Consider the following 24,606-nt stretch of genomic DNA (forward strand, 5'->3'; position numbering starts at 1 on the left):
TGAACTTTGGCTGGTGATTGACTTATGTTATTCGTCGGTATGACTGATGCCTTGGATGCCGGTGAAAAGCTTTTTCGGCGGTGTTGTCGCCGCCGCCATCACGGAGACTGAGCGGCTGACTGCTAGGAACAAGGCATGGCGGGCTGGAATTCTTTTCAGCTTAAGGTGGATGGTCACCCGAACGACTTTCCATCCGAAGAGTCAGAAGCTGTATTCTCCTCTGGATTTTCCTGAGCCTGGCCGAACATATCAGCCGCTCCCGAGTGAGAACGAGAACCACGCTCCGCGCGAATGATCCGCAGAATCCCGCGGACGCGAGCTGCGTTCATGCGAGCTTTCTTGAGGTTCTCGCGAGCCTGCTCCCGCGTTATCAGATTTTCGCGGATCGCTCGGTCAACCCGTCGGAGTAGCGGATCGTCATGCATGTACCCGTAATGCAGATCGGCAAGCACTGTTCCCAACGACTTAGGACGCCGTCCAAATCAATTAGGACAATACGGGCGGCACCGGGGGCCGCCGCCGGTTGAGAGCGGCGACGGCTTTTGCTTTGCGCGCTCAAGCAGCCGCAACTTACCGCCGCGCGGCGTGAAGGAAACGGTCAGCGGGCGCACCGAGGCCATCAATTTGATGACGTTCCCGTTCGCGCAATTCATTGACTAGACGTTCGAGGTAGGGCGGCAAAGGCGAGGCTTCGAGAGATAAGTACTGTTGCAACCTGTTACCCACCTCGTCACAGATCGACCGGGAAGTCTTATGGTCGATGTGGTCCGATGTTCGACCGGTCGGTTTCATATCGCGACCTTTCGATTGGGCCCCACGATTTGCTTAAGTTCACGAGCCTGAAAATGTTTCCCGTACCTTGAAGGATGCCCATAGTTCCATCTAATGGAACGAAGCACTGCCCATATCAGACCCGAGTTGGTGCAGCCTTTCATAGGGCAGCATGCGGTGCGCGTCAGACTGATTGCCATCGTCAGCGCTGATGCGAGCAGCCCGCCGAGTTAGTGAAACTCTAGGCGCTTTTCAACACGTTCCGAATGTCCGTTCCGGGTCAAAACCGGCGATGAGGTGAGCGTGGACCGATGCCGGTCTGCCGCTGACAGCAGACGTGGCAACGGCTGAGGCGTTGTTCGGCTCGGCGCCAGTTCCGGACATTCGGGCTTTACAGCGGACGTTCGCGCGCGGAAACGGTCGAAGGTGTCCCGCCACTAACTAAGCACGATCCAAAATTCTAGCGATTAAGGTCGGGGACACAGGCTAGTCCCAGCGATACCTTGTCGACTGCCTTCGGTCTGCAACAGCCCTACACAGAATGATGGCAAGGGCTTACTTGAGCCACACAAGCAACGGAACAGATGCCCGACCGGTGCACGACAACGTCCCCTCGTAAGCGCGCGTTTTGCGGGCGGTATACGAACAGCGAGCGCCGTCCAACACCATCTCGGCTGCCACCTGCGCATCCGGGCCAGCGAGTTGCAGCCGTATCTCTCCGGCTCGTTCCTCTGGTCCGTCCCGAGTGCAGATCCCCACGTGCTTCATCTTCAGCGGGCCGGAAAACTCCTTGCGAGGGCCCGACCCGCTTTCGATGAGATTGCCGGTCAGTTCCCATTCGCCCAGCACACCGGCCTGACCAAGGAACTCCATGGCTCCGAGCTTCGGCACGTCGCAAAGACACAGTGCAACGGCGCCGAGCATGGCCGCCCCACCATCGCGCCACATCCTCCGTAGCATCAGAGTTTGCTTCCGGTTGTCTCTCGCATTTCTATCAGCTCGGGTCGCGATACATCGGCATCAGCGGTGAGCCGAGCAATCTGCACCGCACATTCTCGGACCTTTACTTGATCGCCGGACGCCTTGGCGCTTTTGCTCACCCCGATATACGTCACGAGCCGATTAGGCTCCTTTTTGAGAACGGCCTCATAGGCGGCAAGCGCTTCCTTGGCCATGCCGCGGTCAAGCAACATTGCGCCATAGAGCTCGCGCGCCGGCGCCAGCGGTCCCGGAGTGACGGGATGTTTCTCGGTCGTGTCTTCCGCGTCCACAGCGGCACTCATCGCATTGAGCGCCTCGTCGTACTGGCCTTCGGCGTACAGCACCCAGGCGCTCGCGACCTGCCGCTGGATGTCGACGATGTTGGACCAATAGGCATCCTTTGCCTCATTCAGTTTGTCGCGCAACTCGACGAGCTTGGCGATGTCGGCCTTGGCGGCAGCCGTATTATCGGACCGCGCGGCGCCGACCGCCCGCGCAAAATAAGTAATCGCATCTACATAGGGATATTTGGTCGGCCGCACCTGGAGCGCGGCCGCCGCCTTCCAGTCGCCGCGTTCGAACACATAGCGAGCCTGGCTCGCCGCGACCGCATAGGGGCCGGGGAACCGCTCGAGCTTGAACTCAAGCTTGGCGAGTTCGTCGACCACCGCGCGCGCTTCCTTGTCCTCGGCCAACTGGAGATAGGCATAGACCAGATAGTCCATCGCGTGCGCTTGGTCGTGCTGTTCGCCGTCCTCCTTGGCGAGGCGCGCGGATTCCTGGTTCGAGGCAATCGACTCCTTCCAATAGCCGACGCGGGTAAAGATATGCGATGGCATGTGCTGGGCGTGCGGCGCGTGAGCCGCGATCTTTGCATAGCGCCTTGCCGCATCGAGGCCTTTTTCCGCGAGTGCCGGGCAGTCGTAGAGGTGGATAAGATAGTGGGCGACGCCCGGGTGCTCGGGCTGGCGCTTGAAGATCGGCTCCAGCAACGCCGCACCTTTTAGCTGGTTGGCGTATGTCTTGTCGGTCGGGGACGCTGCGACGTTGAGTGTGATCGCGTACGCGATCTGCGCCTCGTCATCGTCCGCATAGCGTGTCGCCACCTGCTCTTCCGCCGCAAGATACCTCTGTACCCGTATGCGATGGTCGACCTTGTCATAATCGACGTACATCGCGGCGATCGCATCAATGTAATCGCGTTCGCGCTGCGTCTTGGCGCCGAGCGTCTGGCCTTCTTTGACGGCTTCGAGACCACGAGGAAGACTGTCCGGCGGCGGCGGCGCGTGCGGGTTATAGAGATAGCTGAGCGCAATCCCCCAGTAGGCGATGGCGCATTGCGGGTCTTCCTTGAGGACCTCCTCGAAGGTGCGTCTCGATGCGCTGTACCAGAACGAGTGCTGATACAGCATGCCGAGATCGAACAACTCCTGGGCCTGCGGGTTGCAGGACGTGGCAAAATGCACTTTGCCCAGTCGTTGTTCAGCAGCTTGTGAGGTAGCAGGTTGCGAAGCGGTCGCGGCCACCAAGCCAACGACCATTGCGAGGGGAACCCGTTTCATGGACCCACTCCGTGCCGTTGATGGAGAGCGTGAGAATATCACCTTTCCCGGATATCCGGAACAAGATAGTCCGTTGTTCCGGAGTACTCATGTCCGAGTTGGGTCACGAGCGCCTCTCGGAAGGGCGACCAGTCACTTCCGGTCTACCCCGATAAGCAGACCATTTCAGAACCGCGCTGACTTCGCATTGGGCCACAAGCGGACTTTGGCTGGCGCCAGCTCAGATCAGCCTTGGACCAATGCCAGACAAACGCCACCACTAAGGTGTTCGAGGGAGGCGAGGCAAGAAAAAGTGCGGGCCGAAGCGGAGAAAGCATTGGCAGAGCGCAAGCGACGCCGACGCTTTCTAAGCGAACTATGAACGGCTAAGGGCCGATCGGCTTGCGAGGCCCTCGTAGTGAAGGTCTCCGGCGTTACTGGGGAGGCCTTTTGCGAGGAAACGCTCCGCCCGGTCTGCTGTATACATTCACCCTTTTTGCTTTTCTTCTGCGCTTTTTCCATCGGAGCTTTTAGAGCGTTCTTCGAAGCGATCAGCGCCCTTAGCTAGATCGTGCCCCGTCTTGCTCTCGTTTTTCGCTTCTTCGTTAGCAGTCGCCTCGCGCAAGTCTTCAGCGGCCCGTTCCCCCGCTTTTGATGATTTTCGTTCGTCTTCCATTTGATGCTCCTTCCCTGATAAAGACGCCTCACCAGGAATAGGTCTAGCCCGGCTCTAACAGTTTCCAATCAGATCGCCTGGACATTGTTCCAATTCCGTTGAAGCTGCCTTCAGGAAGTGAATTGCCATCGGGGATCGATCCAGGAAATCAGCGGGCACCGGTCGTTTTGGGGTGCTAAACTGTCTCTGGAGAGCGCTAGCGCGCCTCCTGGCGCAAAGCTGACCTCAGTCGAGCCGCGCGGTCCATATCAGCTTAACAGCGCAAAGCCGACATCGAAGCTTACAAACAGCATGTCCGCTTCGGGTCCAGATTCGGAATTGGCGGGCCAGCGCATTTTGGACCGCTTTCCACCCGGTAGCTGACCCACTCTTCGGCGGTCGTGATGGCAGCCAAGGGCCCAGGCTGTGTGAAAACGATCTGTTTGCCGTGATTCGCGCGATAAGATTCCCTGCGTTTGCAGGGGGCATCTAATGAAGCGCTTTGTTGAAGGGGTGAACCGCGGACAGAGCACGTTGTTTCCTGCACTGCTCGACGACTACGTGGCCGAGGACAATCCGGTACGTGCGGTTGATGTGTTCGTCGACGGGCTCGATCTGGCTAAGCTCAGCTTCGTTGGCGTCCAGCCGCTCGACACGGGGCGACCCGGCTACCATCCCGGCATGATGCTCAAGCTCTACATCTACGGCTACCTCAATCGTGTGCCGTCGAGCCGACGCCTGGAGCGGGAATGCCAGCGCAATATCGAGATGATCTGGCTGACCGGGCAGCTGGCGCCGGACTTCAAGACCATCGCAGATTTCCGCAAGGACAATGGCAAGGCCATTCGTGAGGTCTGCCGCGAGTTTGTCGCGCTGTGCCGCAAGCTTGACCTGCTTGTTGCAGCGAGCGTCGCCATCGATGGATCGAAGTTCAAGGCCGTCACTGCGCGGGACAAGAACTTCACCGAGACGAAGATGAAGCGGCGCTTGGAGCGGATCGACGAGAGCATCGCCCGCTATCTCTCGCAGCTCGAGACCGCCGATCGGCACGGCGATGCAGTGCCAGAGGCGAAAGTTGCGAGGTTGAAGGGCAAGATCGAGAAGCTCAAGGAGGAGACCGTCCGGCTCAATGCGATCAATGCGGAGATGATGAAGAGCGAGGACAAGCAGATCTCGCTGACCGATCCTGACGCGCGCTCGATGGCGACAAGCGGCAAGGACACCGGGATCGTTGGCTAAACGTGCAGATTGCAGTCGATACGCAGCATTATCTCATCGTGGCTCACGAGGTGACCAACGTGGGCACCGATCGCCACCAACTCGCTAACATGGCCGGGCAGGCTCGCGACGAGATGGCTGTCGAGACGCTCGAAGTCGTGGCAGACCGCGGCTATTACGATGGAGAGGAGATCAGGGCCTGCGCGGAAGCAACGCACTTTCTCACGAAAAAGCTGCCGAAGGTGGCCACTGAGATGGCGCTCACCGTGCTCGCCTACAACATGAAGCGCGTGATGACGATCATGGGCGTAGGTGGATTGCTGGAAGCGATGCGGGCGTGAGGCCGGCCTCTGCGCGACCAAATCAGCGCCTACATGAAGCTCCCGATTGCCACCGAGATGAGAGGTCGATTCCACCGAATTAGAAGTTCGGCGGCCGCGAAATGCGCCAGTGCGCCCCAAGTTGCGTGATTTTCACACAGCCTGGGCCAACAGCAGTCGTTTCAGCAAACGATTCGCTACCTGCAACCCGAAAAGTGAGCCCGGCTTGGTCCCTGCCGTCAGTTATTGAGAGCGCCCCACAATTGCTTTCGGGCATGCGGTCTGACTCATTGGAGTTACAGCCTGGTATTGTTCTCGACGACGACGAATTGAATCGTGGTGTCTCCTACGTTTTGCAAACTCATGCCATGGGGGCGGAGGCTCATCTAACAATGCGCCCGCGATTATATAGATCTTTACACAAATCGGGCATGGACCACTTTCGGTAAGATGCCTTCATCGCAGAATAAGTTGTTACCTGAACGCTTGCCAATTCCAACCGATATAGGCCGTAAAGAAGGCAACGATTCCCGTCCCCACAGCCATGGCGAATATCTGCTCTAATGAATCGAGTGGAACGACACTGGACACGGCCAACGCAACTCTTCCGACGAGTACAACTACCAAGCACGCGACAGCGAGCGCGGCAGCCCGTCTGCGCAACGTGAGGAGAAGTAGCCCGGCAATTGTGTATAGGGTGCCGTATCCAAAGACTAAAACCGCAGAAACAGCGCCGAGTGCAGTGGAGATGCCAAAGAATTTATGGGTAAAAGCAGTTATCACCTCCGCGGCGCCGGACAAAATCATCAAGACCCGACGATGGTGAGACATCGATTTTGCCGTATCTGCGATATGTCCGCTGTCCGGCTCAACCCAACCCAGACCTCTGAGTGGTTATGAGTCCAAGCCCTGAATGCGACGGCACCATCCTCGCCCGCGCTAGTGAAAGTGAGCGCGGTGAGATGCTGAACTGGCCTGGCTTCCACGCCAACTGAATGGTGCCCCGTGCCATCGGGCGAAATGATCCGCGAGGCGTTTGAGTACGTGCTCGGCCGATGTGGAAGTCGCGCGCGTCGTGATGAGGTTTGTTTTGGCTTCCTATCATGACCAGCTTGCGCCGTGCATTGGCCGCTCTCGCGCCCCGCGCGCATGAGGCGGCGCAACAGCCTCTAGATTGTAAATGCATTTTAGTTTCAAGGTGTTAGCCCCTTCACAGTCTTTGTGAAGCCGAGGGCCTAAGCTTTGAGAACCACCGCTCGGAAGGCAACGACGACTACACCGGAATGGTATTCCGTACCTGCGACTATCGCCGCCGTTTTTGGCTTGGCCATTATCGTTTTAATTGCCATTGGGGCTTGGTAGGCAGGAGAGCAAGACTGCTTTCAAGCCGCTCGGGAGGCAAAGATGAACACACCCGAGGCTGTGCGATGCCCAAGATCCTGCTGGTCGAAGACAACGAGATGAACCGCGACATGCTCTCGCGGCGCCTCGTGCGCGGCGGCTACGAGGTCATCGTTGCCGAGGACGGAGCGCGCGGCGTCGCAATGGCGACGAGCGACAGGCCCGATCTCATTTTGATGGACATGAGCCTGCCGGTGATCGACGGTTGGGAGGCGACGCGCCGGATCAAGGCCACGCCCGAGCTGCGCAAGATCCCCATCATCGCGCTCACGGCGCACGCCATGGCGACCGACCGGGACAAGGCCCTCGAGGCCGGCTGTGACGACTACGATACAAAACCGATCGAGCTGCAGAGGCTGCTGAGTAAGGTCGAGACGCTGCTCGCGGCTGCGGGACAGTAGACGACCACAAGGTCTGAAGATGCGATGAGAGGGAGTAACTCATGAAAACGGCTCAATACAAATGGTCTCAAAGTGAGGGGTGGCGCCCGAATTTGCCGACCGGTGAAGTCGGACGACAAAGTGTCGTGTTCGTTTTTGGCGCGAGATCGCTGATGCAGGCAGGCGCCCCCGTGGGCGAGTTGCGCGACCATTTCAAAGGGGCCGCCATGCTCGGTTGCTCGACTTCCGGCGAGATCGTCGGCGACATGGTCGTCGACGACTCGGTGATTGCCACCCTTGCGGACTTCGAACATACGCGGCTCCGGTTCGCCTCCGCTGCGATTGGCGAGGCGAAGGCAAGCTATGACGTCGGCAAGGAGCTCGCACGGCAGCTCAACGACGCCTCGTTGCGCCACGTGTTCGTGCTTTCTGATGGCTTACACGTCAATGGCTCCGACCTGGCGCGCGGTCTCGCGGGCGGCGTCTCGGAAGGCGTGTCGATCACCGGCGGCCTTTCCGGAGATGGAACCAACTTCGCCGAGACTTGGGTGATTGCCGACGGTGGCGCGGGCCCCCAGCGCGTGGCAGCGGTCGGCCTGTATGGCAACGATTTGCGTATTGGCTACGCATCGATGGGCGGCTGGGAGCCATTCGGGCCGCTGCGCATCATCACTCGGGCCGAGGGCAACATCCTCTACGAGCTGGATAGGCGGTCAGCGCTCGATCTCTATAAATCGTACCTGGGCTCACACGCCGACCGGTTGCCAAGCTCTGCCCTGCTCTTTCCAATCTTGGTTACCGAAGCAAAGGGCGGCCAGGGTGTCGTCCGGACCGTCCTGGCTGTGGACGAGCAGAACAAGTCAATGACGTTCGCCGGCGACATCCCACAGGGCGGAACGGCGCACTTGATGAAGACCCATGTTGACGATCTGGTCGACGGCGCGACGGCCGCCGCCAAGGCCAGCCTCAGTGGGCTGGGCGGCAGGCGACCAGATCTTGCAATTCTGGTGAGCTGTGTCGGTCGTAAGCTGGTGATGAAGCAGCGTACCGAGGAAGAAATTGAAGCAATCCGGGATGTCTTCGGGACGGATACGAAGATTTCCGGGTTCTACTCGTACGGCGAGCTCTGTCCCTTCGTGCACGGTGGCGAGTGCCGCCTGCACAATCAAACCATGACCATAACGACGTTCGCCGAGCACTGAACCTCATAGGGCACCGATGCACAGGCTGCTACGACGCCAGCTCAGAAAGCACCTCGGTATCGAGGACGCAGTACCGGCTGTGCTGCAAGCTTTCGTAGCAGCCGTCGATGCCGCATACGCCGATTTCGATGGCGATCGGGCGATACTGGAGCGCTCACTCGAGCTGAGCTTGAAAGAGCTGTCGGAGGCACGCGACAAGGCCACGCAGGCCCAGACCCGGCTGACCGACGCGCTCGAGAGCATTTCGGAAGGCTTTTTCCTGTTCGAATCCGATGATCGCATGGTGCTATGCAACTCACGCTATCGCGAGCTCTATCCGGGGTTGGCCGACCTCATGCAGCCGGGGCTGGAGTTTGAGCATTTGATCGAGACCGTGGTCGAGCGCGGGATCGTGGCCGATGCAGCTACACGACCTCAAGAATGGGTGGAGCAAAGACTTGCCCGGCATCGCAACCCCAGTGGGCCGTTTCTACAGCACCAGTGGGACGGTCGCTGGATCCAGATCAGTGAGCGCAAAACACAGGATGGTGGTACCGTTGCCGTGTTCACGGACGTGACCGAACTCAAACGGCGAGAGGAGGAGTTGGCAGTTGCGCGCGACACGGCAACGGAGGCCCAGCACCGGCTGGCCGACGCGATCGAGAGCATCTCGGAGGGTTTCTCGCTCTACGATGCCGACGACAAGCTGGTGACATACAACCGGCGGTACCGGGACATGCACGGCACCGGCAGCATCGATGTCGTGAATCAGGGCGTATCGTTCGAAACGATCCTCCGCAATGCGGCCGCGAGCGGCGAGATCCGCGACGCCGAGGGACACGTCGAGGCCTGGGTCGCGGAACGTCTGGCCCGGCATCGCGATCCCCAGGGCCCGCATGTGCAACGCCGCTCAAACGGGCGCTGGATCCAGATCAACGAGCGCAAGACCGATGACGGCGGCACGGTCGCGACCTACACCGACATCACCGACGTGAAGCAGGCGGAGCAGGCGATCCAGGAGAGCGAGCAGCGGCTGCGCATCATTGCCGAGGCCGCGCCGATGGCGGTGGCGATCGTCACCTTCGATGACGGGATCATCCGGTATGCCAATCAACGCTTCAGCGAAATGTTCGAGCTCGAAAGTTCGCCCGCCCTGGGCGTGCAAGCGAGGACTCTCTACGCAGACCCGCAGTATCGCGAGCGCTTCATCGGCGCACTCACCGAGCAGGGCCATGTGGAGGGCATGGAGATGCTGTTCAAGCGGGCTGGAGGCGAGGAGTTCTGGGCGCTCATAGCGTCGCAGCGCGTCCAGTTCGAGGGGCGCCCGGCGATGATCAACGGCCTCGCCGACATCAGCGACCGCAAGCGCATGGAAGGCGAGTTGCACAAGGCGATCTGGGCGAGCGAGCAGGCGACCCGCGCGAAGTCGGATTTCGTCGCCAGCATGAGCCATGAGCTGCGCACGCCCTTGAACGCGATCATCGGTTACAGCGAGATCCTGTTTGAGGACGCCCAGAGTTCCGGGCGCGAATCGGAGATGGCGGACCTGCGCAAGATCCAGGATGCCGGCAAGCATCTGCTCGGCCTGATCGACAACGTCCTCGATCTTTCCAAGATCGAGGCCGGCAAGATGACGCTCTATCTCGAGACGTTCGAGCTGCGGCCCATGATCGATAGTGTGGCGGCGACCGTCACCGCGCTGGCCAAGAAGACTGGCAACGTCCTCGTGGTGAACTGCGCCGACGAGGTCGGCGCGATCCACAGCGATCTGACCAAGGTGCGGCAGATCTTGTTCAATCTTCTCAGCAATGCCTGCAAATTCACGCGGAACGGGACGATCACCCTGGCCGCGCTCCGCGATACGAACGAGGCCGGCGACGGGATCGAGTTCCAGGTGCGCGACACCGGTATCGGCATGACGCCGGATCAGCAGGCCAAGGTGTTCGAGGCCTTCACTCAGGCCGATGAATCGACGAACCGCGCCTATGGCGGCACCGGGCTCGGCCTCGCCATCACCAGGAGCTTCTGCCGGCTGCTGGGCGGCGATGTGACGCTGACCAGCGAAGCCGGCAAGGGGACGACCTTTGTGGTTCGTCTGCCGGCGGTGACACACGCCGCTCCGGACGCTGCGACCGGGGCGGTAGAGAAGCGTTCTCTGGATCTGCAGGTCGCGGAGCCCGAGCATGCGCCCATCGTTCTCGTGGTTGACGATGATCCCAACGCGCGGGAGCTGCTGCGTCGACACCTGCAGCGCTGTGGCTACGCCGTTCGCATGGCTGCCAATGGCGAGGAGGCGATGCAGCTTGCCCGCACGCTGAAACCCGACGTGGTCACGCTCGACGTTCTGATGCCGCAGATGGATGGCTGGGCCGTGCTCAGTGCCATGAAGGAAGATGCGGCACTCGCCGAAATTCCCGTGATCATGGTCACGATCGTCGACAACCAGAGCATCGGCTTCTCGCTCGGCGCCGCCGATTACCTGATCAAGCCGATCAATCGCGACCAACTGGTCCGTGCGGTGGAAAAGTGCTGCCCGCGGGGCGAGCCACGGCACGTGCTGATCGTCGAGGACGACGCTCCGACCAGCGAGCTGATGGCGCGCGCCTTGCGGGAGATCGAGTGCACGGTCACACAAGCGGAGAATGGTCGGGTTGGCCTCGAACGCTTGAACGAGGCCTCACCGGACGCAATTCTGCTCGACCTGATGATGCCCGAGATGGACGGGTTCGAGTTCGTCGCGCGGCTGCGCGCCGAATCCCGCTGGCGACGCATCCCGGTCATCGTCGTCACCGCGAAGGCCCTGACGGCCGAGGATCTCGCGCGTCTCAACGGCCAGGTACAGCATTTGGTGCACAAAGGCGAATACAGCGGCAAGGCCGTGCTGGCGGCGCTCGACGAGCTGGTCCCCCGGCATGCCCACGCGCGGATCCGGAGCGACCATGAGCATCATTGACACCGACCGCGCGCGCGCCTCACGTATTCGGCTAGCTAACCTTCGCCAGGAACTGCTGTCCCCGGTCAACGCCCTGCTCGGCTATGCAGAGATCATGCACGAAGAGGCGTCGCGGGAAGGGCGTCAGGATATCCTGCCCGATGTCAACCGTGTCCTCCGTGCCGCCCGGGATCTCGCCGACAAGGTCGACCAGCTGGTCGAGGGCGATCGCGAGAACGACGCGACCGACCCGGCGGCCGCCCCCCAGGAGCAGCAGCTACGCCATGAGCTGCGCACACCCTTGAACGCGATCAAAGGCTATGCCGAGATGCTCAGCGAGGATCTAGCCGATATCTCGAGCGGCGCGCTGCGGTCAGACCTCGACCGAGTGCTGCTGGCGGCCACCGACCTGCTGCCACGTCTCGATCGCATCGTGCGATTTTCGGCCGATCTCGGTGAGACGAACCTAGCCTGCGACCAGACCGGCGCGGCAATGGTAAGCGAACTGATTCGCAGCCTGGGGCCAGTCCGGCAAGAGCCGTCTGCCGTCACCGAAACCGGCTCCATTCTCGTCGTCGACGATATCGAAGCCAACCGCGATCTCCTGTCGCGCCGACTGGCCCGCGATGGTCATCGCGTCGCTTCCGTAGCCGGGGGTCAGCAGGCCCTGCAGGCGCTCGAGCACGATGAGTTCGATCTCGTCCTGCTCGACCTGATCATGCCCGACATCAACGGACTTGACGTGCTCGTGCGCATGAAGGCGGATGAGCGGCTACGTCGCATTCCGGTTATCATGATTACGGCCCTGGCGGACACAGAGAGCGCCGTCCGCTGCATCGAGGCCGGCGCAGAGGATTATCTCCCGAAACCGTTCGATCCGACCCTGCTGCGCGCGCGCATCAACGCGTGCTTACACAAGAAGCGCTGGCGTGACCGCGAGCAGAGGTATCTTCGCCGCATCGAGGACGAGACCGCCAGGTTCGAGCGGCTGCTGTTGACCATCCTGCCAAGACAGGTGATTGGCCGCCTGAACCAAGGCGAAGCCATGATCGCCGACCGCTTCGAGGGCGTGAGCGTTCTGTTCGCCGACCTGGTGGGCTTCACCGAGCACTCGGCACGGGTCACGCCTGGAGCGACGGTCGAGTATTTGAACCGGCTGTTCTCGGAATTCGACGCGCTTGCCCACGAGCTCGGCGTCGAGAAGATCAAGACCATCGGCGATGCCTACATGGCCGTGGCCGGCTTGCCCGATCCGAACCCCGATGCGTTCGCAGCGATCGCGAAAATGGCGCTCGGCATGATCGATCGGCTAGGCCGCGTCAACGGCCATTTCGGTTGGCCCTTGCAAATCCGGATCGGCATACATTCCGGTCCGGTGGTCGCCGGCATCATCGGCACGCACCGCTTCATCTACGACGTGTGGGGCGATACTGTAAATGTCGCCAGCCGGCTCGAGGCCTATTCTCTGCCCAATCGAATCCATGTGTCCCAGGATATCGCCCGCCACCTCGTCGGTCCCTTCGCGCTGGAGCCACGCGGCAGCATTGACGTGAAGGGCAAAGGCAAACTGGAGGCGTTTTTCTTGAGCCGGATCTAGGCGCGCACCCGCGGGCGCGTCTGATGCCGCTCGGGCGCGCGAACGGCGATCGAAGCTTGTGCCGACCGACGACGCGCCGCCCAGCCCTCCTCGTTTAGGAAGTTAGGTGTCCCATCACCACGCCAACGACTGCCCGTCATGTCCGCGTGGTGGCTCAATTGGAAGGGTCATTGAAGCTTTTTCCCCCTCGGACGGGCGGATGACTTCCGAGATCGGTCAATTGCGTCATTCCGACCGTGCGCCAGATACTTCTGGTCGATCCCTGATAACAGACATTTTGGTGCCTGCCGGCACGTCTCAAAGGTGCGAGAGTCGGAAGCGTCCTGCCTGCCCGCTCCGAGCACTCTCGCTTAGCTGTATATGCGCTGGTTAGGATCCGAGAGCTCAACCTATGCAGGGTTAAGTTCTCCTCAGCAAACTAACGGTGGGACCATCAGAAAATGCGCCGGGATGCGCCGCGGGGGAGCTTCGGGTTATCTATCAGAGGCGATGACGCAAAAGCGACGTGGACAACTATCTAATTAAAAGATCTTCTCACGACAGCAGACGTGCAACCCGGTTCGCTTCGGTTCAGGGCCAATTGCGGAACAAGTTGGCGATGATCGGAACGCTCCCCATCTCTCAATCTCCTCGTCGTCGGCGCCATTCGTCTGGAGAAAGGCCAACGCACGTTCTTGAAAGCGCGACTGAACGCAGCTTCTGATTCGAAGCCGACAGCCGCTGCGACGGAGACAACCTTGGCACCGTCTTCGACAAGCACTCGCCCGCACATCGGATGGCGGTCAGGTGCAGAAGTATTATCGGCTTTCAGCAGCAACCTCTAAAGCGACCTTTCCCGACGGCATAGCGCGCTTGCTGGCGTTCGCGAAAGAATTCCACATACGTCATGATCGGCTGGTCGGGATGCTTCACTCGCCGGTGCGCAACGTATGTTTCGTAATCGGGAACGCCGATCATAAGACGCGCAGTACGCGTGCTCCAATAACCGGCGGTTCGCATCGCGCTGGCGGACTGGTCGAACAAATTCTGCAGGTCAGGCATGGCTACCTCCCGCGGCTACCCCGGCGAACTCTATTTCCATTGCGGTCGGCTGCGGATTGCCCAGTGCTCGCCAGATATTGATCAGGCCGTAGATCACTGTCGCAACGACCACCAGCACGAACAAAGCTGCGAGCGATGCATCGACGTAGTCGTTGAAGACGATCCGACTCATCTCGCCAAGCGTTTTTGCCGGTGCCAACAACTGACCTGCTGCGATCGCATCGCTATATTTGAGCGCGTGGCTGACGAACCCCACGTTCGGATCGGGGCTGAACACCTTCTCGAGCCCCGCGGTCGTCGTGCAGGCCACGAGCCACGTGGCGGGCACAATCGTCACCCAAGCGAACCGCTCGCGCTTCATCTTGAACAGGACGACGGTGCACACCGTCAACGCGATTGCCGCCAGCATTTGGTTGGCGGTGCCGAACAGAGGCCATAGCGTCCAGATACCACCCAATGGGTCGATCACGCCGACGTAAAGAAAGTAGCCCCACAGCGCGCACGAAAGCGCCGAACCGATCAGGTTGTTGGTCCAGGACGCAGTCTCCTTGAACGCTGGGACAGCGTTGCCGATGAGATCCTGAATCATGAACCGGAGCACGCGCGTTCCAGCGTCAACCGTGGTGAGTATGAACAGGGCCTCGAAGAGGATCGCGAAGTGGTACCAGATGCCCATTAAGGTACGGCCACCAAGGAACGACGACAGAATATGGGCCATGCCGACGGCGAGCGTTGGTGCGCCGCCGGTGCGTGACATGATCGACGTCTCTCCGACGTCCTTGGCCATTTGAGTAATCTCGTCCGGGGTCACCACGAACCCCCAAGCCGAGATCACTTGCGCGGCTTGCTCAGCCGTGGTGCCGATCAGTCCTGCAGAGCTGTTCATCGCGAAATAGACGCCGGGATGGATGATGCTCGCGCCGATCACCGCCATGATCGCGACGAACGATTCCATCAACATTCCGCCGTAGCCGATGAAGGCAATCTGCCTTTCGTTCTCGATCATCTTCGGCGTCGTCCCTGACGCAATGAGAGCATGCCATCCGGAAACGGCGCCGCAGGCGATTGTAATGAACAGGAAGGGGAATAAGCCGCCGGCCCAAACTGGTCCGCTGCCGTCAATGAATTTGGTGACAGCAGGCATCTGGAGATTGGGACGAACGATGATGATGCCGATGGCCAAGAGCGCGATTGTGCCGATCTTGAGGAATGTCGAAAGGTAATCGCGCGGAGCCAGAAGCAGCCAAACCGGCAGCACGGATGCGACGAAGCCGTATCCGATGATGATCAGCGCCAGCGTCTCGCCATGTAGATCGAAGTACACCGCGAGCTCAGGCGTCTCGGACACGGTCTTACCATAGATCAGCGCAGCGAGAAGCAGCACGCAGCCGAGCAGTGACATTTCGCCGACTCTGCCCAGGCGGATAAAGCGGCTATAGACACCCATTAGTAGCGCGATCGGAATCGAGCAGAACACCGCGAAAGTTCCCCACGGACTGCCGATCAATGCCTTGACGACAACGAGAGCGAGGACCGCAAGTACAATGACGCAGATCAGGAGAATGCCTACCCCTGCGATCGTGCCAGCCACCGCTCCCATCTCGGCACGCACGATGTCGCCGAGCGAGCGACCATCGCGCCGCGTCGATAGAAACAGAACAGTCATGTCCTGGATCGCACCGCCGAACACCGCGCCAGCGAGAATCCAGAGCGTACCCGGCAGATAGCCCATTTGCGCGGCAAGCACTGGACCAACCAGTGGACCCGCGCCGGCGATCGCCGCGAAATGATGGCCATAGAGCACGTACCGATTGGTCGGAACGTAATCGAGACCATCATTATGGCGAACGGCAGGCGTTAGTCGTGTGCCATCGACCCCGAGCGCCCGGTCGGCGACGAACAACCCATAAAACCGGTAGGCGATGAAATAGATGCAAATCGCGGCGACGACCAGCCACGCTGCATTGACAGTTTCACCTCGGTTGAGCGCCACGATCGCGAATGCCGCGGCACCCAGAAGAGCGACCGCGATCCATAAGAGCTTCGACTGGCGCGCACTTGAATTGTTGATGATACTCATGGATGTCCTCCCGTACTGCAGGAAGCCCAACCAAACAAAATTCACCCTGGCGGGGACCTAGATCGAGGCAAGGGTGTATTGGCTGGGATCCTTCCTTTCCGTACACCAGGTCGGGACTGGGTATTTCGCTAAGCTCAGAGCCCACTATAGTTCCGCCTGACGGTATAATTCTAGGACTCTGTTTGTTCGCTGGGAAGTGATTAGGATCGTGCGAAGAAAGTCTCGTGGCTGGGCCAATGGATGATGGGCACCTCATCAGGGGGCTGGCCCAGCGACAGCGATCCATAACCGTTTCGCGTGCTAGTTTTCATCAGGTGTTGGAGTACAGCAACTTGGTCCGTTCAGGGTCAGAACCGGACCTCATATGCCCTTCTATGAAGAGAGCGATGCGACACGAGCCGCCAGACTATTCAGGCTCGCCTACGGCCGGCGCCTCCGATGCCTACTCAAAGCACATTCAGGAGTTGGGCCCGACGCTCCGGAGCATGACCTTGTCCCGGTGATGGCGTGGCGCGGTATCGTGCCCGCTCACGGATCGCGAGATGCGAGGTACGCTACAATCGCGAGAAGATCCTGCTCGTCAAGATCGGCGACAACTTGGGCCATTAACGGGCTCCATTCTCCCGTTCGGGCGCCGTGCTGGAAGTCATAGAGCTGCCGGAACATGTAGCTCGGTGAACGACCAGCAATGCTTGGCAGCGGTCCAAGCCCTTTCAGGTCCGCGCCATGGCACAAAGTGCATTGGATCGTTTTGCCCGACCCACCTTTCATGACTAGCGCCTCGCCTTTGGCGAGGCTCCCGATTGGTGCATACGCTGTGAAGGTCGATCGAGGGTCGCGGCTTTCGAAGCGGAGCAAATCGTCGGGGACCTCCACGATTCGCGCTCCGATCGGCTCGCGCTCGCTGGTTTCCACCGCAGCCCAAAGCAGACCCGCCACATAGGTCTTTGGCGCGGTGTCGCTCTCGACCACCTTGATGCGTTTGCGCGGTTGCAAGGCCGAAAAGTAGGCTGCCGCGGCTTCGATTTCGGCGTCGGTGATCGGCTTAGAAAGCTCGATCATTAGCTTTGGCGGAATTCGCCCGGGGAGAGTTGTACCGCGTGCCCCGCTCTTATAGTCGGCCATCTGCTGGATGATGTAGCTCTTCGGCAGCCCTGCAAGGTCCGCGTTTTCCGGACCACCTGGCCCTGTGGCGCGGTGACAATATCCGCATGCGAACACACCGGGTTTGCGGCCGTTCGCGACGATGTCCGGCAGCGCGCCGTGGTCGCTGGGGTGCCAAACCGGCGCAATGAAACGATCACGCAACTGGCTCCAGGTATAGCCGGCCGTGCTGTCTGGTACGCGAACTGGCTTTCCGTCATCGACGGGAGGCTTGTAGTCGGGATTGTTCGGCGTATAGGCCCAAGCGGGGGGACCGTCTGCGGCGGTCGCAATCCGCATCGCGAGCAAGCCACAAACGATCACAGACGAGAGCAGCGCGGGAACAATCCTCATTTTCAGTTCCCCGACTGTCCGAGCCGGCAGCTATGGGGAGCTTGCCGCACCCATGAACTCCGGGCAAGTGCCCGCGAATGTCAAGGTACTCGAAATAACTGAAGCCGTCCGAGCAAAGCCTGGCCGCCGCGTGTGCCCCGCCAAAGCCATTCAGCCCGACGTTTGATCTCGGTGTTGCTCTGAAGCCCCGCCGGGTCCGACGCGACCAGGTCATTCATGACGCGGAAGTCGGTACGTTTACTACATGTCTGGGCTGGGTCATTCGAGCCACTTCCGGTCCGCCCCGATCAACGGACATTCTCAGCGCCCGTCGGCATGTCTCAAAGGGGCCATTGGCGGACATGCGGCACGTTTCGGTCATTAGATCATACGGACGAGAGAGTCATACGGACGAGGTTTCCGGCAGCCCGGTGTCGGCTGCCCAGGCGGCCGGTCGCTCAAGGACGCGCAATGAGCAACGGCTGGACGTTTTCGCCGCCTGCCATGAGGGGATTCGACGGCTCGAAGTGCTCGCGCAGTTCTCGCCTTTTGACGAGCGAGCGCGCAACAACAAAGGCGTCCTTCAGGCGTTTCGCTTGCCGGACTGCGACATTGAAAAAGGCGTTGCCGAAATAGGTCCACTTGGCTTTGTCCCGGCAGCCGAACGATGGATGGTCGGCATCGGCCGCGGTGATGACCAACGTATCGGGGTTCGCGAGACGAGGGATAAAGACCCCGGAATAACAGGCCGAGATGACCACCACCTTGTATCGCATACCGGTCCGCGCCAGCATGCCGGCGAGATTGGACGGCGTGAGCGTTTGCGTAAGCCGGCCCGCTTTGACTGCAAGCCCGTCGGGGGAGCCGTGCGAGGTGAGAATCAAGAACAGAACATCGTTCTCGGCGTCCATTCCATTGGCCGCCGCCTGCAAGGACCTAGCGAGGCCTTCAATCGTTGCACCTCCGCCTATCTTCCAATTGTATTGCACGTTGACCGGGCCGCTCCCGAAACGGCCCGCTACGACCCGTGCTGCACCGATTGCCTCGTTTCTAAACACGCCCTGATCGCCGAAAAGGCCGAAGGACACGACGCTTACCCTGCGAGCATCCTCAACGGCGCGCGCCGGCGAAAACGACGGCGCAATGGTCAAAACAAAGGCGATGAGCGGCGCGCCGAACCGGCCGATCCAACGTGGATGCACAGCTTCACCAGGCCATTTCGTTCAACAGGTCACGTGAAAGAGCCCGATCCTCCTGGCGTGCGAGCGGTTGAACATCCGGATCGCCTCGGGTGTCGGCCTCAACAGCACCTCGCAGCCCTTCCTTTCGAAATAGGCTTCGGCTTCCGGTGACAGGTGCACGTTGCCCATCTGACCGGAACCAATGACGACTTGGTCGCACCCTTTCTCGAAGAGAAAGCTTCTTTTTCCGCTTCACAACTTTGCCGGAAAGACGAACGACCACGTCGTGCTGATACGTCGTTCCGTCAATCGTAATCGCGCCAAATGTGGTGCTGTCAATCTTCATCGTGACCTCCTGATTAGACTCCAGCTCCAAATATGCAGCAGTGAGGCGCCTCGACGTCGGCATCATCTCCCTCAAGAGCGTTCCAATAGAGCACGTCGATCTTTATAGCCGCATACAGCGCTTCGAAAAAATCTCGTCTCGTAAGGGCTACAGCGTAAGGGCCCTTGACTAAAAGCACGCCGTTCGAGCACGCAGCCCTCGCTAAAATACGAAGGCAAACAGGGCGTTGTGAATCCTATTCGGCCGCGCTTTGTGCTAGTCTTCCAGTCGTCCATACCTTGAACCAAGCGAAATTAAAACAGGAGGATGGGCCTGACACAGACAATCAATCAGATCCTACGGTGCAGTCTGCGGTTTCTCAGCGAGGTCAGTTTTGCCTGAGACCGTGCAAGGGATCTCCTAGGAAAGATTCTCTTGCTCACCTCGAAGACACGCTCATGACGGCTCCTGTAGGAAGAGGGAGAGACGATCATGATCAAGGTGAAGATTAATGGCCAGGAACAGAATTGGGATGGCGATCCCGATCTTCCGCTACTCTGGTTCATCCGTGATGAAGTGGGACTCACCGGCACCAAGTTCGGCTGCGGCCAGGCGCTGTGCGGCTCATGCACCGTTATCGTCGACAAGCAGGCGGTGCGCGCCTGCATCACCTCCGTGTCCGATGTCGGCGGCCGCGAGGTCACCACCATCGAGGGCCTGCATCCGACCGGCGACCACCCGGTGCAGAAGGCTTGGCGGCAGCTCAACGTGCCGCAATGCGGCTTTTGCCAGACCGGCCAGATCATGCAGGCGGCGGCGTTGTTGATGGATAATCCAAAGCCGTCGCACGACCAGATCCGCGAAGCCCTGTCCGGGAATATCTGCCGCTGCGGCTGCTACCAGCGGATCGAAAACGCGGTCCATCTCGCTTCGACGGGGGTGTGACATGAATATCCTCACCAATCCCAGCAAGCTTCGCGGCTTCGAGAAGCACATCAAGGTCGAGAACGTTTCGCGGCGCAGCATCCTCAAGGGCCTCGGCCTCGCCGGCGGCTTCGTGCTCGCCGCACCCGTGATGATGCGGCCGAGCTTCGCCTACGAGACCGGCGCGGGGAAGATGCCGCACGGCGTCGTGGTCGACCCGCGCGTGTTCGTCTCGATCGCGCCGGATGGAATGGTCACCATCGTTGCGCACCGCTCCGAGATGGGAACCGGCGTGCGCACCAGCCTGCCCCTGATCGTCGCTGAAGAACTGGAGGCCGACTGGAAGCGCGTTCGCGTCCAGCAGGCGCATGGCGACGAGGTCAAGTTCGGCAACCAGGATACCGACGGCTCGCGTAGCACGCGGCATCATCTGATTCCGATGCGCCAGATCGGCGCCTCGGCCCGCACCATGCTTGAGCAGGCCGCCGCAAAACGTTGGGGCGTGCCGGCAGCCGAGGTGAAGGCCGTCAATCACGAAGTCGTCCACAGCGCGAGCAGACGCAAGCTCGGCTTTGGCGAATTGGCCGCCGATGCAGCCAAGGAGTCGGTGCCGAGCGTTGAAGGCCTGAAGCTCAAGGATCCCAAGGACTTTCGTTACCTGGGCAAGGGCGAGATCAGCATCGTCGATCTTCACGACATCACGACGGGAAGGGCCGAATACGGCGCCGACGTGCGGTTGCCCGGCATGAAATATGCCGTGATCGCCCGCCCGCCGGTGACTGGCGGCAACGTGGCGTCGTTCGACGGCGCGGAGGCGATGAAGGTTTCCGGCGTCGAGAAGGTGATGGAAGTCAAGGGCTGGCCATGGCCCTCGAAATTCCAGCCGCTCGGCGGGATCGCCGTGATTGCCCGCAACACCGGCGCGGCGATCAAGGGCCGCGACGCGCTGAAGGTCACCTGGGAGGACGGCGCCAACGCCAAATATGACTCGGTTGCCTATCGGGCCGAGCTCGAGGACGCGGCGCGCAAGCCCGGCCTCGTCGTGCGCAAGGAAGGTGACGCCGAAGCCGCGCTGAAAGGCGCCGACAAGGTGATCGTGGGCGAGTACTATTTGCCCCACCTTGCCCATGTCGCTATGGAGACGCCGGTCGCGGTCGCCGACGTCAAGGGCGACAAGGTGGAGGTCTGGGCTCCCGTGCAAAGCCCGGGCGGCACGCGCGAGGACGTCGCCAAGACGCTCGGTATCCCCGAGGAGAACGTGACCGTCAACGTCACGCTGCTCGGCGGCGGGTTCGGGCGCAAGTCGAAATGCGACTTCGCGCTCGAAGCCGCGCTGCTGTCGAAGGAGCTCGGCGCGCCGGTCAAGGTGCAGTGGACGCGGGAGGACGATATCCGCAACGGCTTCCTGCACACCGTCTCCGTCGAGCGCATCGAGGCGGGCCTCGACAAGAGCGGCAAGGTGATCGCCTGGCGGCATCGCAGCGTCGCGCCAAGCATCGCCTCGACCTTTGCGGCCGGCACGGTGCACCAGGCACCGTTCGAGCTCGGCATGGGGCTGGTCGACATGCCCTTCGAGATCGCCAACATCCAGTGCGAGAACCCGGAAGCGGCCGCGCACACCCGCATCGGCTGGTTCCGTTCGGTGTCCAACATCCCGCGCGCCTTCGCGGTGCAGTCGATGGTCGCCGAGATCGCGCAGGCGACCAACCGCGACCCGAAGGACATGCTGCTGGAGCTGATCGGTGCGCCGCGGATCCTCAACCTCGCCTCGGTGAAGGATTTATGGAACTATGGCGAGCCCTATGACAGCTATCCGATCGACACCGGACGGCTGCGCAAGGTGGTCGAGCTGGTCGCCGACAAGGGAGGTTGGGGACGGCAGGTGCCCAAGGGCCACGGCCTTGGTATTGCGGCGCACCGCAGCTTCGTCAGCTATATCGCGACCATCGTTGAGGTTGCCGTCGACGACAAGGGCAAGTTGACGGTGCCACGGGTCGATACCGCGATCGACTGCGGCGCCTACGTCAATCCCGAGCGCATCCAATCACAGATCGAGGGCGCGGCGATCATGGGGATGAGCCTCGCCAAACATGGCGAGATCACCTTCACGAACGGCAGAGTGCAGCAGGGGAATTACGACGACTTCCCGGTGATCCGGATCGACGAATCGCCTGCGGTCACCAACGTCTACATCGTGCCGCCCGCGAGCCCCGATACGCCGCCGAGCGGCGTCGGCGAACCCGGCGTGCCGCCGTTCGCGCCGGCCCTGATCAATGCGATCTTCGCCGCCACCGGCAAGCGCATCCGCGCGATGCCGATCGGCAAGCAACTGGAGGCGTGAGGTGGAACGTAACTTCGCACCAACCGTTTCATTGGTCTGGACAGGAGACGGACCGATGAAACAGATCTTGGCGGCGCTCGCGGTGTCGCTACTGTCGGGCGCCTTTCTTTTGAGCGCGCAAGCTACGAGCGCTCAAACTAACCCGCCGCCGGCCACTGCTACACGGCCGGCAAAGACGCCGAAGGATCAGAGCTCTGTACCAAGCAATGCGCCGAAAGCCACGCGAACCCAAACCACTGGCGAAGGCAGCCGCGATCCGACGGTGAAGGACATGAACGTGAAGGAGAAAGGCAAGGTCGAACGGATGGGCAAGTAGTTTGGCCGTGACGTTTGACCTTCTCGCGTGCAGCTCGGTTCCACCTCGCTCGAAACGCTTGAGGGCTTTATCCGGCAACGTGGAAGCCGATGAGAGAGGATGACGATTCGAAGAAAGTCATCGCGCTGAAACGGAAGCGGCGGACCTTTCGGTCCGCCGCTTTTTTGCAGCCGTTCCGCGTGCGGCTATTTCTTGACCGCAAACACCCAGACGACGCCGCCCTGGGGCACATTGTTCTCCACGCCGACATTCTGGGTGGCCAAGGCATCCTGGATGCGCTGCGCATCGACGCCCCAGCCGGACTGGATCGCAATATATTGCGTGCCGTCCACCTCATAGGAGACCGGCATGCCCATGATGCCGGAATTGGTCTTCTGCTCCCACAACAGTTCGCCGCCCTTGGCGTCGAAGGCGCGGAAGTAGCGATCGTTGGTGCCGCCGACAAAGACCAGATCGCCCGCGGTCGCCAGCACCGAACCGAACAATTGCGACTTCGGGAAGGTGTGCGACCAGACCTTCTTGCCGGTGGCCGGGTCCCAGGCCTGCAATTCGCCGATGTGTTTGCCGCCGGGACGGATCGTCAGACCGATGTCCTCCGGCTTGGTGCCAAGCCAGAGCTGGCCTGGAACCAGCGCCACCTTCTCGCCGGAGAAGCCGCCGCAGGTGTTCTCCATGGCCGGCACATAGACATATTTCGTTTTCTGGCTGTAGGCCGCCGACGGCCAGTCCTTGCCGCCCCACAGTGACGGGCAGAACTCGACCCGCTTGCCAACCACCGGCTTGTGCGCGGGGTCGACAATCGGCTTGCCGCTCTCGGGCTCAATGCCTTTCCAGACATCGGTGTAAACATAGGGCCAGCCGGCTACGTAGCTGATCTTGTCCGGCTTGCGCTCCAGGATCCAGAAGATCGCGTTGCGTCCCGGATGGATCAGACTCTTGACAGATCGGCCATCCCTTTGCAGGTCGACCAGCATCGGCGCCTCGACCTCGTCCCAGTCCCAGGAATCGTTCTGATGGTACTGGAAATGTGCCTTGATCTTGCCGGTCTCAGGATCGAGGCCGAGCACGGAGGTCGTATAGAGATTGTCACCGGGATGAGCGTCCCCGGGCCACGGCGCAGCATTACCAACACCCCAATAAATGGTCTTGGTGTCCTTGTCGTAGTTGCCGGTCATCCAGGCCGATCCACCGCCGGTCTTCCAATCGTCGCCCGTCCAAGTATCATGGCTGGGTTCGCCGGGGCCGGGGATAGTGAAGGTCCGCCACAGCTCCTTGCCGCTATTGGCGTCGTAGGCGGCGATATAGCCGCGGACGCCGAATTCACCGCCGGATCCGCCGACGATGACCTTGCCGTCGACAACCAGCGGCATGAGGGTCAAATACTGCCCCTTCTTATAGTCCTGGACCTTGGTGTCCCAGACCACCTTGCCGGTCTTCGCATCAAGCGCGACCAGGTGATCGTCCGTCGTGGCGAGATAGAGCTTGTCCTGCCACAGGCCGACGCCGCGGTTGGTCGGATGCAATTGGAACAAATCTTCCGGAAGTGACCGCTTGTAGCGCCAATATTCTTCGCCGCTCTTGGCATCAAGCGCGATCACCTGGCCCATCGGCGTCGTGACAAACATCACGCCGTTGTTGACGATCGGCGGGGCCTCATGGCCTTCGATGACGCCGGTGGAGAAAGTCCATACCGGCATCAGGCTCTTCACGTTCTGTGTGTGGATCTGCTGGAGCGGGCTATAGCCCTGCCCATCATAAGTCCGCCGATACAGCATCCAGTTGCCGGGTTCGGGATTTTCAAGGCGGGCTTGCGTCACCGGACTGTAATTTTCGATCGGACCGGCGACAGCAGCGGTTGAGATAAGGGTTGTGAACGCAACACAACCCGACAATAGCCATTGCTTTCTGGTCATGACGCCATCTCCCTGTGCTCTTCTCTCCCTCC

General features: G+C 60.7%; 17 protein-coding genes and 2 pseudogenes. 8 read left to right on the forward strand and 11 right to left on the reverse strand.

Features of this window, described 5'->3' with window-relative positions; genetic code table 11:
• Positions 1-27: 27 nt before the first annotated feature.
• The 4 genes from AC5ZG1_RS04610 to AC5ZG1_RS04625 form a co-directional block, all read right to left on the reverse strand.
• Positions 28-177: a hypothetical protein gene (locus AC5ZG1_RS04610; RefSeq protein WP_496132097.1), complete on the reverse strand. Its 150-nt coding sequence runs from the start codon at positions 175-177 to the stop codon at positions 28-30.
• Positions 178-1,326: 1,149 nt separating this feature from the next.
• Positions 1,327-1,695, reverse strand: a complete 369-nt coding sequence (locus AC5ZG1_RS04615; protein WP_456647162.1) for a hypothetical protein — start codon at positions 1,693-1,695, stop codon at positions 1,327-1,329.
• A gap of 35 nt (positions 1,696-1,730) precedes the next feature.
• On the reverse strand, positions 1,731-3,314 hold the full coding sequence (locus AC5ZG1_RS04620) for a tetratricopeptide repeat protein (protein ID WP_456647163.1): 1,584 nt from the start codon (positions 3,312-3,314) through the stop codon (positions 1,731-1,733).
• Between the two features lie 466 nt (positions 3,315-3,780).
• Positions 3,781-3,969 carry a hypothetical protein gene (locus AC5ZG1_RS04625; RefSeq protein ID WP_456647164.1) on the reverse strand — a complete coding sequence of 63 codons (189 nt, stop codon included), beginning with the start codon at positions 3,967-3,969 and terminating at the stop codon, positions 3,781-3,783.
• Positions 3,970-4,440: 471 nt separating this feature from the next.
• On the opposite strand from AC5ZG1_RS04625, the pseudogene AC5ZG1_RS04630 reads away from it, so the two are divergent.
• The 5 genes and pseudogenes from AC5ZG1_RS04630 to AC5ZG1_RS04650 all read left to right on the forward strand — a co-directional run.
• A pseudogene (locus tag AC5ZG1_RS04630) lies at positions 4,441-5,426 on the forward strand (IS1182 family transposase); the annotation flags it as partial.
• A 1,487-nt stretch (positions 5,427-6,913) separates the two neighbouring features.
• On the forward strand, positions 6,914-7,288 hold the full coding sequence (locus AC5ZG1_RS04635; RefSeq protein WP_130231145.1) for a response regulator: 375 nt from the start codon (positions 6,914-6,916) through the stop codon (positions 7,286-7,288).
• Positions 7,289-7,329: 41 nt separating this feature from the next.
• The gene (locus tag AC5ZG1_RS04640) at positions 7,330-8,469 is read left to right on the forward strand and encodes an FIST signal transduction protein (RefSeq protein ID WP_463331497.1); all 1,140 of its coding nucleotides are present in this window, start codon (positions 7,330-7,332) and stop codon (positions 8,467-8,469) included.
• Between the two features lie 79 nt (positions 8,470-8,548).
• Positions 8,549-11,401 carry a PAS-domain containing protein gene (locus AC5ZG1_RS04645; protein WP_496132098.1) on the forward strand — a complete coding sequence of 951 codons (2,853 nt, stop codon included), beginning with the start codon at positions 8,549-8,551 and terminating at the stop codon, positions 11,399-11,401.
• The gene (locus tag AC5ZG1_RS04650; protein WP_464346793.1) at positions 11,388-12,977 is read left to right on the forward strand and encodes an adenylate/guanylate cyclase domain-containing protein; all 1,590 of its coding nucleotides are present in this window, start codon (positions 11,388-11,390) and stop codon (positions 12,975-12,977) included. The genes AC5ZG1_RS04645 and AC5ZG1_RS04650 overlap by 14 nt, the downstream gene beginning before the upstream one ends.
• A 621-nt stretch (positions 12,978-13,598) precedes the next feature.
• Here AC5ZG1_RS04650 and AC5ZG1_RS04655 read toward each other — a convergent pair.
• The 6 genes and pseudogenes from AC5ZG1_RS04655 to AC5ZG1_RS04680 form a co-directional block, all read right to left on the reverse strand.
• Positions 13,599-13,734 (reverse strand): annotated as a pseudogene (locus AC5ZG1_RS04655) (helix-turn-helix domain-containing protein); the annotation flags it as partial.
• A 50-nt stretch (positions 13,735-13,784) separates the two neighbouring features.
• Positions 13,785-13,976 (reverse strand): YbdD/YjiX family protein, encoded by a 192-nt coding sequence (locus AC5ZG1_RS04660; RefSeq protein WP_456645209.1) that lies wholly within the window; start codon positions 13,974-13,976, stop codon positions 13,785-13,787.
• 34 nt (positions 13,977-14,010) lie between these two features.
• Complete coding sequence (locus AC5ZG1_RS04665) at positions 14,011-16,098, reverse strand: carbon starvation CstA family protein (RefSeq protein ID WP_496132099.1); 2,088 nt, start codon at positions 16,096-16,098, stop codon at positions 14,011-14,013.
• A gap of 528 nt (positions 16,099-16,626) precedes the next feature.
• Positions 16,627-17,541: a c-type cytochrome gene (locus AC5ZG1_RS04670; protein WP_456645147.1), complete on the reverse strand. Its 915-nt coding sequence runs from the start codon at positions 17,539-17,541 to the stop codon at positions 16,627-16,629.
• Between the two features lie 491 nt (positions 17,542-18,032).
• Complete coding sequence (locus AC5ZG1_RS04675; RefSeq protein WP_456645148.1) at positions 18,033-18,662, reverse strand: C13 family peptidase; 630 nt, start codon at positions 18,660-18,662, stop codon at positions 18,033-18,035.
• Between the two features lie 118 nt (positions 18,663-18,780).
• On the reverse strand, positions 18,781-19,101 hold the full coding sequence (locus AC5ZG1_RS04680; RefSeq protein ID WP_456645149.1) for a hypothetical protein: 321 nt from the start codon (positions 19,099-19,101) through the stop codon (positions 18,781-18,783).
• Positions 19,102-19,572: 471 nt separating this feature from the next.
• Here AC5ZG1_RS04680 and AC5ZG1_RS04685 point away from each other — a divergent pair, with 471 nt between their 5' ends.
• From AC5ZG1_RS04685 to AC5ZG1_RS04695, 3 genes are read left to right on the forward strand one after another with little or no spacing between them, the layout of a single operon-like run.
• Positions 19,573-20,025, forward strand: coding sequence for a (2Fe-2S)-binding protein (locus tag AC5ZG1_RS04685; protein WP_456645150.1), 453 nt, complete (start codon positions 19,573-19,575; stop codon positions 20,023-20,025).
• A 1-nt stretch (position 20,026) separates the two neighbouring features.
• The gene (locus tag AC5ZG1_RS04690; RefSeq protein ID WP_028167102.1) at positions 20,027-22,345 is read left to right on the forward strand and encodes a xanthine dehydrogenase family protein molybdopterin-binding subunit; all 2,319 of its coding nucleotides are present in this window, start codon (positions 20,027-20,029) and stop codon (positions 22,343-22,345) included.
• Between the two features lie 55 nt (positions 22,346-22,400).
• Positions 22,401-22,661, forward strand: a complete 261-nt coding sequence (locus tag AC5ZG1_RS04695; protein WP_456645151.1) for a hypothetical protein — start codon at positions 22,401-22,403, stop codon at positions 22,659-22,661.
• Positions 22,662-22,846: 185 nt separating this feature from the next.
• Here AC5ZG1_RS04695 and AC5ZG1_RS04700 read toward each other — a convergent pair whose 3' ends face one another.
• Positions 22,847-24,574: a methanol/ethanol family PQQ-dependent dehydrogenase gene (locus AC5ZG1_RS04700; protein WP_028167104.1), complete on the reverse strand. Its 1,728-nt coding sequence runs from the start codon at positions 24,572-24,574 to the stop codon at positions 22,847-22,849.
• Positions 24,575-24,606 lie beyond the last annotated feature (32 nt).

It is taken from the genome of Bradyrhizobium sp. Leo78 (assembly GCF_059512425.1).